7 protein-coding genes are annotated in these 11,905 nt (G+C 28.0%); 1 reads left to right on the top strand and 6 read right to left on the bottom strand.

Annotation, left to right across the window (positions count from 1 at the left end):
* Positions 1–112: 112 nt before the first annotated feature.
* From rpsD to Q0K54_RS13045, 6 genes are all read right to left on the bottom strand, one after another.
* Entirely contained in the window at positions 113–718 is a 606-nt protein-coding gene (rpsD, locus tag Q0K54_RS13070; protein ID WP_294581896.1) for a 30S ribosomal protein S4, read from the bottom strand.
* A gap of 193 nt (positions 719–911) precedes the next feature.
* Positions 912–2,120: a Wadjet anti-phage system protein JetD domain-containing protein gene (locus Q0K54_RS13065; protein WP_294581894.1), complete on the bottom strand. Its 1,209-nt coding sequence runs from the start codon at positions 2,118–2,120 to the stop codon at positions 912–914.
* Entirely contained in the window at positions 2,113–5,322 is a 3,210-nt protein-coding gene (locus Q0K54_RS13060) for an ATP-binding protein (protein ID WP_294581892.1), read from the bottom strand. The genes Q0K54_RS13065 and Q0K54_RS13060 overlap by 8 nt, the downstream gene beginning before the upstream one ends.
* A complete protein-coding gene (locus tag Q0K54_RS13055) occupies positions 5,300–5,932 on the bottom strand; it encodes a DUF4194 domain-containing protein (RefSeq protein WP_294581890.1) in 633 nt (210 codons plus the stop codon). Before Q0K54_RS13055 ends, Q0K54_RS13060 begins: the two co-directional genes overlap by 23 nt.
* Positions 5,925–7,283, bottom strand: coding sequence for a Wadjet anti-phage system protein JetA family protein (locus tag Q0K54_RS13050; protein WP_294581888.1), 1,359 nt, complete (start codon positions 7,281–7,283; stop codon positions 5,925–5,927). The genes Q0K54_RS13055 and Q0K54_RS13050 overlap by 8 nt, the downstream gene beginning before the upstream one ends.
* 110 nt (positions 7,284–7,393) lie before the next feature.
* On the bottom strand, positions 7,394–8,743 hold the full coding sequence (locus Q0K54_RS13045) for an SWIM zinc finger domain-containing protein (RefSeq protein ID WP_294581886.1): 1,350 nt from the start codon (positions 8,741–8,743) through the stop codon (positions 7,394–7,396).
* Positions 8,744–9,016: 273 nt separating this feature from the next.
* Here Q0K54_RS13045 and Q0K54_RS13040 point away from each other — a divergent pair, with 273 nt between their 5' ends.
* Positions 9,017–11,884 carry a DEAD/DEAH box helicase gene (locus tag Q0K54_RS13040; protein WP_294581884.1) on the top strand — a complete coding sequence of 956 codons (2,868 nt, stop codon included), beginning with the start codon at positions 9,017–9,019 and terminating at the stop codon, positions 11,882–11,884.
* Positions 11,885–11,905 lie beyond the last annotated feature (21 nt).

Genomic DNA, 11,905 nt, shown 5'->3' with positions numbered 1-11,905 from the left:
ATAAGATAAAGTCGATGCTCATCGGCTTTTTCTTTTTAAAAAAATTATCAAAACAAAAAAGGTATACCATAGCTGCAATATACTTATGATATACCTAATTTTATTTAGTTTATTAACCCATACGGTTATAGTATTCAACGATTAATGATTCATTGATTTCTTGATTTAATTCAGATCTTTCTGGTAAACGAGTTAATTTACCTGAAACTTTGTTTTCATCTACTTCTACGAAAGCAGGAGTAAATGATTTGTTTTCTAATGCAGCTTTAACAACTGCTAAATTTTTAGATTTTTCTTTAACTTCTACAACATCTCCAACCTTAACGCTGAATGATGGGATATCAGTTTTAACTCCATTTACTAAGATATGACCATGGTTTACTAATTGTCTTGCAGCTCTTCTTGTAGGTGCAAATCCTAATCTGTAAACAACATTGTCTAATCTGCTTTCTAATAAGCATAAGAAATTATAACCATGGATACCATCCATTTTCCCTGCTCTTTTGAAAGTATTATGGAATTGTTTTTCATTAACTCCATACATATGTCTTACTTTTTGTTTTTCAGCTAATTGTAATCCATATTCTGTTTGTTTTTTTCTTTTTTGACCATGTTGACCTGGTGCATATGGTCTTCTGTTTAATTCTTTACCATTTTCTAAGATAGAAAAACCTAAACGACGAGATTTTTTCCATACTGGTCCTGTGTAACGTGACATTTAATTTCCTCCATTTATTGTTTTATCTGCATAAAACAATAACATTGCATAGATTAATTGAAGTGTGTTTATATTAAGTATTTCACTTTGCAGCTAGCTACTTTACAAACATTAGCTATAAACGCAATTTTCAAAACTCTATGTGCTGCTATCATTCGTTGCCTATTAAATATACACTTTTTTTCACTATTAGTCAATCTTTTTTTATCAGATTATCGATTTCGACAATTTCCTGTTCTAACTTACAATTGTGCTCAAGCATATAATCAATTACTGGTAAGTTTAATTTTTCTTTTAAACTAATTAATCTTTTTTGATCGTTTTGTGTCAACTTCTTAGTATAATTTTGATATTTTTGTAATGTTTCAATATCCATTGCTACTGTTTTAAAGGGAATCAGGGTCTTTTCTTTTAAATGTCGATAAATATAGAAACCACCAGCATCAATATCACCAAAATGTAAATAATTTAATTGTGGTGCAAAATCATATATTTTTAATAAAATTTTTCGTCTTAAGCTATTATGATAACCACCTAAATAAATAATTAACGTATCGCTTAAAACCGTATCATAAAACGAGGTCAGATTTTCAATCGTTAATACATTTTGATCATCGATCCTAATTATTTCCAGCCGTTCAATATTTTCAGTCGTTAATGAAAAAGGACTATTTAATCGACCAATATCAATAATCTGATCATTGATCTTAATAACAATATCACCTGACAGATAGATAAATCCCGGATTTTTTAACACGTTGAATGTGGCAAATAGCTCATCTTCATTAGTAAAGCTTCCAGGATAAAAATCAGTAATAATATTGACTATTTTCCCTTTAATCGTTTCCAATTTTTTGGAATCTTTTAAGACCTTTAATGAAAACTTACGAAAAGATATTTCTTGATCTTGTTTAGGTAAAGCTAGTAAAACAGTAAAAATATCCTCAAGTTCACTAATATTTTCCAGATTGAAATAGCGATTTACACTACGGTAATTATTTAACCAATCGATCATTTGTTTTCTAAATTTATCAATCCAGTCAATTGTAATCGATAAATTGTTTAAATAATTTAATGTTTTAGTTTGATAATCCGGTAAATATACTCGTTTGGTCAATTGATAAACTTGTTCAATGGCCTTTTTTTCTAAATTCAATTTAACCTCAAGAATATTATCGTCATCATCTACTTCCAAAAATAGCAACTTTAAATTCTGTAATTCATATGAAATCTCATCAATCAAGACTCTTTCACGGTAATAATCACTATGATTATATTTAGGAAAAATTTTAGTAATATTAAATTTAATCTGCAGATGCAAATTAGAGCCTTGTTTAGATAAAACACTTCGTTCATATTTATCTAACAGACTATTTAATATTTTAAGTCCATATTTATTCATGAATCACCGTCTCCACAAATGAATAATCATCAGCTTTAATAATCGCTAAAGTAGTATCAACATATGGCATGATCGTTCCAGCTCTAGTTGGTGGAACAGCTAAAATAATCTGAACATTTAACTCGCTGTAAAATTTCATCATTGCTTCAATGCGGGGTTCGTCCATATTATTAAAAGCCTCATCAAATAAAACAACACAGCCAGAATCTTCATCAACACGATTTTTAATTAACTGTTCAAAACTTGAAGCAATTACAACATAGAATGGGGTCTGGGTTTCACCACCAGATTTTTCTCGATTAACTTTAGAAAATTTCGTAAAATCACCATTTTCATGAGTTATTTTAATATCATAATCTAAATATTCACGATAATCGGTATACTTTTGAAGTAATTTTTCACCACTTTCATCTTCATCTAACAAAGCAATCTGATTAAACAATTCATCCATGACTGCCCGATTTTCATTAGATAAAGTAGTAACAAATAAATCATCACTATTATATTGCTGGTTCGTTGCAATAATATCATAATAACGACGATACTCCTTACGACGACTTGGATTTACTTCAAACTCATAACTATCACCATTGAAATTTTTACCTTGTAGCCCTTTATTTAAATCTCTAATATCCTTTTTAGCCTGATTAATTTTTTCATTTAACCTAGAAATAAATGACTCCTGGAATGACTGCTCGCATTTGCGTCTAGCATTACGAACATCATCTTGTCTTTTGACAATTTCAATATCTCTTAATTTATAATAAAGCTGTAAATACGTATCAATACTAGCCACTGTTTCACCAAAACCAACTTTAAATTCATGATTAAAAGCTTTCATCGACCATTCAAGATTATTACTTTCTTTAGTTACTTCTTTTTCTAAATCACGAATTCTGATTAATAAATTATTTTGCATTGTTTGATATTTATCATTGTATCTTCTTAAATATCGCTGTCTGATTTTCTCGACATTACTATCAATTACCTCAGGTACTGGTGGCAATTGTTGCAAAGTCTTATCAATTTCATCAATCCTTATTTGACTATCAGTCAATTCATTTTCAAGCCTTAAATGCTGTTGATGTTTTGAATCATAATTAACTTGAGCTTGTTTATATTTGCCTTGAACTTTATCTAGCTGTTCCATTATCGAAATAATAGAATCATCTTGAATCAGATCCTTTAATCTGACAGTGATTTCCTGAATATCGTTATCCAAATTATGATATTCATCCACGATACTGGCATAAGAAATTAACGATTCTATTTGCGATTGATTAATAATCTTTAAGTTACGATCAACATCATTATATTTACGTTTTTCAGCTTTAATTTCAACAGTTAACTGATCTAATTTATTTTCCACCATTTCTTTTTGAATTTTCATAGCTTCCAAACCGATAAATGGCCGAAGATAAACTTTAGGATTGATGGCTCTAACAGTATAATTATTATAAACCATACAGGTTTTAGTGATTGCCGTGCGGTAATTTCTTAGTTCTTCAATTTTTTCAACACAGATTACGCGATTCAATAACATATTAGCATAATTTTTGGCATAACTATTATAACTAGTAACATAATTAGCGAGACTATCTTTATTAGTTTCTTGATATTTTTCCAGTTTGGCTACATCAACGATCCCTACCCCAAAAATACCATGGCTCTCTTTAAACTGTTCATAAATTTCCATCGCCTTGACAAAATACTCGGGTTCAATAATGATATCAAAACGTTGCGTATTCAAATATCCCTCGATTGCATTACGCCATGATTCATCGCTAACTTCTAAGTACTCACACATCGGTTTAACTTCAATATTTTGATGATAATAACGATATAACTCCTGTTTTAATACTTCCAGCAACTCCCTAACCTCTTGGCGATAAGCAAAGCGATTTCGACTTAACAAATCATGCTGTTCAACTAAGTCATTATAATTATGTTGTAACGATTTTAAATTTTGCATGGAAATAATTTTTTGTTCACTTAGATCATTTCGACGACTATTTAAATCATTTTTAATATCATATAAATTTTCATTTAAATAATCACTATTATAATCTTGATCATTAATTCGATTAATAAAAGCTTCTTTTATTCTTAATTGTTTTAATAGTTTAGTTTCTTGAATCAGTTTTCTTTGATAATCATCAAAGCGAATTTTCTTTTGGTGAAATTCTGATTTCTTGTTTTCTAAAGAAGTTTCCAGTTGTTTTTTTAAGCGATAGCCTTCATTGTTTTCTAAAATGTTTTCTAAATTTAATACTTCTTTTTGATATTTGTCCGTTTCTTCTTTAGCTATAGCCAATAACTGCTTTAAATCGCTGATCTTTTGTTTTCCTTTATCAATCGTCATGATTAATTTGTCTTTTTCATCATTTAAACCATCGATATATAGTAAATCTTTGGCAATTTGATGATTTTGATAATCAGCCTCTACTTTTTGATATTTTAGATAAAAGTTTTCTACTTTTTCTAAAGCTTCTAATCTTTTTTGTTGGTCTTTTAAAATATTTCCTAAATTACGATAGGCTCGAATATTATTTCGTAAGTCATCTATTTTAACTGGATCTTCATTTAGTAAAAAATCAAAAATGAAATTATAAACATGATTAATCGGTTTAAATGCTAAAGCTCGAGGAATCAATTGAAAATACTTTTGACTGACTCCTAATGCCTGCCGATATAAGCTGGGAACGTTGCTTTTCTTATCAGCAAAATTAGCATTAATACGCAATTTTTTAGTATTTTTTCTAAATTCATTACGATTATAAATATGATTACCATCAAAAAATAATTTATCATCAATCTTTTGATCAATTAGCTGAAAAAACAATTCCTTTTTTATATTTGATTTATTTAGTTCTAAGATTACTCCTAATAACTGACTACGCTTCGATGTTTCATCAAAGTATTCCAAAACGATATATGAAACAACATCACCATTTCTTAAATACTCTTTTCCCTCACGACCTAATTTACCTCGGATATACCCTTCCAATGTTCTTTTTCCAGCATCATTAGCAGCACTATTAAACTTAGCTTTACCAGCGGTTAAAACATATTGTAAAGCATCCAGTAAAGTCGATTTTCCAGTTCCATTTTCACCAGTAATTACGACATTATTTTTTATTTCAATTGTCTCATTGGCAAATAAATGCCAGTTGATAATTTTAATCTTCACTAGTTTCTTCAATTATCTCACCTCGCTTTTGATAATCACTAAGCATATTATCAATTTCTTCTAATCTTTCAATTGGTAATACATATAATATTGTTGGATAAATGATTATTATCGTACTGTCTTCCAAGCTATTACTACTTAAATCGATAATATTATATCTTCTAAGTACTCGAAATATTTCTTTGATTTCTCCTTTATTAAGCCGTTTCTCAACAATACCAGTTTCACTGATTGCATCATGCAATTCCTCTAACGTAATTGTAATATCATCTAACAATGATATCTCCTGCATTTTTTGATAGTAAAACCGACGCAACAATAATATTACCAGCGATTCATTTTTCTTAAACATATAACGATTATAGTTTTGATTGTTATAAAGATTGATAACTTTATCAACGCTATGATGTTCTAAAACATAATCCATCAATAAAAAATAATTAATATAGACATCAAGATCAGCGACAATTTTATAATAATCTTCACGATCACGAGGACGACTAGCACAAAGATAATTGACACTCAATAATTTATTAGTTAATCTTGAAAACTCTTCTTTTTTAGCATCAGTCAAACGGATAAACTGATTATAAAAATTAGTCGCAATACGATATTTATCCATTAATTTTCTCCTTTACTTTAAAATCTTTAAAACGATAATTATTAACGCTGACTTCTTGATCCAATGGCTCAATTTCATATTTAGTATTATAGGTATAGCCATACAAAAAGATTAAAACTAAAGTAGCTAAGTCATCATTATTATTTAAAGGTAACGATGATCCTAAAAAAGAACCTTGACCTTTTAAGATCTTTAAAACTTTTTCTTCAATAAATTTATGAGAATATTTTTGTTTATTAATTAAATCAGCAATTTTTTCATCCTTTATCTTTTTATCAAGTTTAACTTCATTAACTAAATTAATCTCTAATGGTTTATTAAAATTGCGAGGTACATATAAAGAATCTTTAGACACAAAAGAATTAGTATAGATGTTTCCAAGTTCTATTATTTCTTCATTAATTTCCAACGATTTAATAATATTGTTGATCTTTCCTTCAATATCATTTTGATTATTCAATAAAAAAGTAATTCGATTGATTGCTGATTCAAAAAACTTATTATTTTTACTATCTATTTCCTGCATTATATCTTCGATATGTTCAAACGAATCCACAATATAATCTTTCTGTTTTATTAATATTTGCATTGCTTCTTTATAACCAATATCTTTTCGCTCCATAATATTACGAACTATTAAATCAAAATATTGTTCATTTTCAGTTATTTCTTCAATTTTATTAATTATTTGTTGCCGATATTTAGAAGGATTGTCATAAGTCGTTAAATTATAATAAGCGCGATCAACTATTTTAGTTTGATAATCCTGAAGTAGTGAGTTCAACAAAGCTTCCAGATCATCTTTCATCCCTTCATTTAATAAATTTTGAATATATTTTTTTATATTAGAATTTAGATTTTTTAATTTCGTAGCTAGTTCTCTAGTATTTTCATAAGCTGTTTCAAAGACCAAATCACCACGATTAACATCAAAACTATTAAAAGACATATAAATATTATAAATTAAACCAGAATACTCACCGTTGTCACTACTAGTATCAAGATTAAATAAGCTCTCTAAAACTTTAATACTATAATCTTCAAAGGTAATAAATATTTCATAATTCTCCCCGGTTTCTTCGTTGATCCAGCCACACTCTTTTAATCTCTTTAAAATATATAGTGCTTTGTCTCTTGAATTATTTAACTGTTCATCGCTTTGTAAATCAATAATATGATTTTCAAAATAATCTTGAAATATTAATAGCACTTGTTCTCTAGAACTAGTAAATGCCAAATCACTTTTAAATGAATTATATACTAAATATAAACAATCCGAGATAATTCTTTTATTATCACCAATAAAAACATTAAAAAAATTATTCGGTAAAACGTCAAAAATATTATACATCTCATTAATCCTTTCACTTTACCTCTTGAAGTTATATTACTATTTAAATATCTTTTATTCAATGCATTGTTTAAAATTTATCGTCTATTCGCTTATATAGTTATTTTTATCTAATTATTAAACAGGATCATTTTTAATGTTAGCAACTCTTTAATAAAAGCTGATCGCTTAGGATACTTATTAATGAGTTTATTGATAACATCAATAACTAACTGTTTATCATTGAATTCTAATAAACTTTCAATTTTTAAACTGATTTCATGGTACTCATGTCTAGAGCATGCTATTTTAGCCCGATTAAAAATATAGTTAATAATTGTGCTTGTTAATTCTTCATGATATTTATTCTTTAAGATATCACGATAATAAAATAGTAACGCAAAATCATCTTTAATCTCTAAATACAACTTATCTATCATTTTCTCACGAACATAATAAGATATTAATTCATTTCTTTTTTCTAGTAAAACAGCTATTAAAAAATCACGATAAACATTTTCATATAAATATTTGATTATGAAATAAAAAAGGTCCCCATGGAAAAATTCATCCAACTCTTGTCCTTGCAAATTATAAAGTAGAACTATTAAATACTGGATATTTATTTTTCCTTGTTTAATTGTCTTCCTTATCATCTTCATTGTTCGATCATGATAGCGACTGTCACCAAGCAAATAGTCAACGATATCCGCTCCAACAAAAAACGAATCTTCATTTTCTAAATATGCCAATATTTTATCAATCATACCAGAATCATCACGAGAAATAATCATTTTGAGCAGTTCTATATATTCATCAATTACATCAATACAAATATCAGCATCTAATTCCGTAGCCAAAATTCCATTAATTCCGGTACAAATACACTCAAAAGCATCCTCTAATTTATTTTTCTCAATCAAATATCGAATATCATCATTATAAGTTTTAATTTGCTCGACAAGCACAGCAATATCTACATCTTTATAATAATATTTATAATCTAAAGAACTTAGATTAGAGTAAAAGTATTGAATTTCTTCTTTTAAACCAGATTCATCAAAATATTCGATAAATTCCATCCTAAAATCATTAATAAGTTCTTCTTGACAAATTACTTTCTTTAAATATTCTTTTATTTGATCAACATTTAATTGGTCAATAACTTGATTAATTTTATTAAACAGCTTTTCCTTTGTTTTATTTTCAAACATTTCATTGACATGATCAATTTTATAAAAGACTGCAGCAATATGTTTACACATATTTCCATTTTTATAATCAGGGCAATCACAATAAGCTCGATGAAAATGATCATTTTTATCAACTATTATTTCAATATTATAGTCATCATAATTTCCAGTTACTTTAGCGCTATATCCATATTTTCGCTTAATTAATGAAACAACTCGATTTTCTAAATAATAAGCCAGACCCCTTTTTAATCTTTTACTATCAAATAAACTTTTCCAATCCTTCAATTTGAGCATCACCTATCATTATTATATAATCATTGACAATTATAAACAAATAACTTCGTAACTTAAGAGTTAATATTTAGAATTTAAACATCTCATTTGAAAGTTTTATTACATTTAAATTCTTTTATAAATTTATTAATATTGTTATAATGTTCAAAGGGAGCGTGAAAAAATGAAGACAATTAAAGTTGTAGCAGCAATAATTGTTAAAGATGAAAAGAAGATTCCCGCTGATATACAATTAATTGAAGAGCTAAAAAAGAGGTTTGATAAATGACAGTAAATTTATTAGAAAGCAAAAAAGATATCCTGCTAAAAACTTCTACATCTAGTCAACCACGATTACTTTATAATAACTATAAACAGGGAATGAAGATATCCCATGAACTAATCAAGGCTTTTGATAAATGTGACAGCTTTGTATTATCAATCGCCTTTATCAATTTATCTGGTTTAGCCACTTTAAAACAAACGTTAATTGATTTAAAAAATAAAGGAATCAAAGGTAAGATCATAACTTCAACATATCTAAATTTTAATGAACCAAAAGTATTTAAAGAATTGCTTAAGTTTGATAATCTTGAAGTGCGAATCTACCATGATCATAATACTGATCTCCATTCTAAAGGATATATCTTTAAAAAAGGACAAAATCTCAATATGATAATTGGCAGTTCCAATTTAACTCAAACTGCCCTATCAGTAAATCAAGAATGGAATATGGAAATTTTTACTGATGAAGATTCAGAAATTTCAAAATCCATTAAACAAGAACTTTTATATCAATGGCAAAATTCTATTCCATTAACAGCTAATTGGATTGATGAGTATGCTAGAACATACCAAAAATTACCAGCAAGCAATCACTTCATGACTAATCAATCCATTAGACCTAATAAAATGCAAATAAGGGCATTACAATCATTAGAAGATATTAGAAAAAATCATAAAGATAAAGCCCTGATTATTTCAGCTACTGGAACTGGTAAAACCTATTTAAGTGCTTTTGATGTAAAAAACTACGATCCTAAAAGAATGCTCTTTGTCGTTCATCGAGAAAACATTGCTTTAGCGGCGATGAATTCATATAAAAAAATCATTTCCAATCATAGCTTTGGCATGTTTACCGGAAATCAAAAAGATACTTTAACTGACTATATTTTTGCAACTATTCAAACCATCCATAAAAAAGAATATCGAGAAATGTTTTTACCGGATGCATTTGATTATATTGTCATCGATGAAGTTCATCGAGCAGGAGCAGCGTCATATCAGGAATTGGTTGACTATTTTAAACCACGATTTTTATTAGGAATGTCGGCAACACCAGAAAGAAGTGATAATTTTGATATTTATAAAATGTTTGACTATAATATAGCTTACGAAATCCGTTTACAACAAGCCATGGAATATGATTTACTATGTCCATTTCATTATTATGGTATAAGTGATATTACGGTTAATGGAAAATCCTTAGATGATAAAACAGCTTTTAATTACCTAGTTTCTAATCACCGCGTTGATCACATCATTGAACAAATAAATATTTATGGCTATTCCGGTGATCGGGTTCGAGGACTAATATTTTGCAGTCGCAAAGAAGAAGCTAAAGAATTATCAAAATTATTTAACCAGCGTGGCTATAAAACTATTGCTCTAACCGGAGAAGATAGTGAAGATGCTCGACGATCAGCCATGGATAAACTAGAAACTAATAATCCTGATGACTATCTAGATTATATCTTCACGGTTGATATTTTTAATGAAGGAATTGATATTCCTAAAGTTAATCAAATTGTTATGTTACGTCCAACTCAATCAGCAATTATTTTTGTCCAGCAATTAGGACGTGGCTTGAGGAAACACAATTCTAAAGAATATGTTGTTATCATAGATTTCATCGCTAACTATGAAAAAAACTTTTTAATTCCGATTGCTTTAAGCGGAAATCTAAGTTACAACAAGGACAATTTGCGAAGATTTGTCAGTGAGGGCTCTTTGATCATTCCTGGAGCCTCAACTGTTTCTTTTGATCAAATTTCTAAAAAGAGAATTTTTGAATCAATTGATAAAGCAAATTTCAGTGATGTTAAAATCATTAAAGAAGCTTATTTTAATTTAAAACAAAAACTAGGAAGAATTCCTAAATTACAAGATTTTGATACTTATGAATCTATTGATGTTTTACGTATCTTCCAAAACAAGAATTTAGGTTGTTATCATAAGTTTTTATCTAAATATGAAAAAGACTATCAGATTGAATTTAATAATATCCAAGAACAATATTTAGCATATATTTCCACTAAATTAGCTTCCGGTAAACGAATTCATGAGTTGGAAGCTCTTAAATTAGTTATTGAAAATCATAGTAACTTGTTTGACAGTCTAAAAGAAAGATTAAAAGATCAATATAATATTGAATATAAAGATATTAGCTATGATACGATTGTCAATATTCTATCACAAAATTTTGCTACTGGTTCTGCCCGTAAAACTTTTAAAGATGCCATTTTCATTGACCAGAATTTAAATATTTCCAGTAGTTTTAAAAAAGAACTAACGAACACCGAATTCAAGCAACAAATCTTAGAAGTAATTGATTTTGGCATCAGCAGATATCAAAATAATTATGCTAATACCTATAAAGATACTAACTTTTGTCTGTATGAAAAATATACTTATGAAGATGTCTGTCGCCTGCTCAACTGGCAGGTCAATGCAGTCCCTTTAAATATTGGTGGCTATAAATATGATCAACATACTAACACTATGCCTGTATTTATTAATCATGATCTTGATGCCAGTCACGGTGGTAAATATCAACATCAGTTTATTGATGCAAAGACTTTAATATGTTTTTCAAAACCGAATCGAAGTATTGATTCTGAAGAAATACAACGAATCTATCATGAAAATGAAAATCATCTTCAAATTCATTTATTTGTCAGAAAAAATAAAGATGATGCTATCTCTAAAGAATTTTACTATTTTGGTCAGATTCACGCAATCAATGCTCCAGTCAAAGTTCAATTACCGGATAATAAGAATTCGGCTATTAAATTTACCTATCAATTAGAAAATGAAATTCGTCAAGATATTTATGATTATATTACTAGTAATGATGATTCTATTTTAGATTAAATTATTTAATAATTATAATGT

The organism is uncultured Thomasclavelia sp. (genome assembly GCF_944324745.1).
Classification (GTDB): domain Bacteria; phylum Bacillota_I; class Bacilli_A; order Erysipelotrichales; family Coprobacillaceae; genus Thomasclavelia.
This window is presented reverse-complemented; position numbering and strand designations above follow the sequence as displayed.